Source organism: Aquirufa ecclesiirivi (assembly GCF_011250515.1).
In the GTDB taxonomy this organism is placed as follows: Bacteria; Bacteroidota; Bacteroidia; order Cytophagales; family Spirosomataceae; genus Aquirufa; species Aquirufa ecclesiirivi.
The window spans coordinates 1-429 of the sequence record NZ_JAANOP010000024.1 but is presented as its reverse complement, the minus strand read 5'-3'; the positions used below and the strand labels follow the sequence as shown (position 1 = coordinate 429).

Sequence of the window (429 nt, the reverse complement as noted above, 5' to 3'; positions counted from 1 at the left end):
AAGCTGGCCGTTAAACCGCCAGTTAGGGTAGAACAGGTAATTGGGGCTAAGTCGTAACAAGGTAGCCGTACCGGAAGGTGTGGCTGGAACACCTCCTTTCTGGAGAAGCTATTTAACTTAAGTATATAAGGTTTCTTATATGCTTCCAGAGTACTTTTATCACACGCCTAAAGGAAAATCTAGGAAGATAGATTTTCAAGATATTGTTGAGAAAACAGAAGAAAGAAGCGGGCTTGTAGCTCAGGTGGTTAGAGCGCTACACTGATAATGTAGAGGTCCGTGGTTCGAGTCCACGCAGGCCCACCAACAAAATGATGTTGGGGCAAGCTGGAGATGAAAGCCAATAACGGGGGATTAGCTCAAAAAGCTAGGAACCAAGCCTGCACTAGTGGGCACAACGAACTGGCCGTTCGCGTTGAATCCGTTTTC

At 46.4% G+C, this 429-nt stretch carries 1 tRNA gene and 1 rRNA gene; both read left to right on the top strand.

The features are described from left to right. Positions 1-99: ribosomal RNA gene (locus G9H65_RS13300) — 16S ribosomal RNA — on the top strand; the annotation flags it as partial. Positions 100-229: 130 nt separating this feature from the next. After that, a tRNA-Ile gene (locus G9H65_RS13295) sits at positions 230-306 on the top strand. Positions 307-429: the final 123 nt, after the last annotated feature.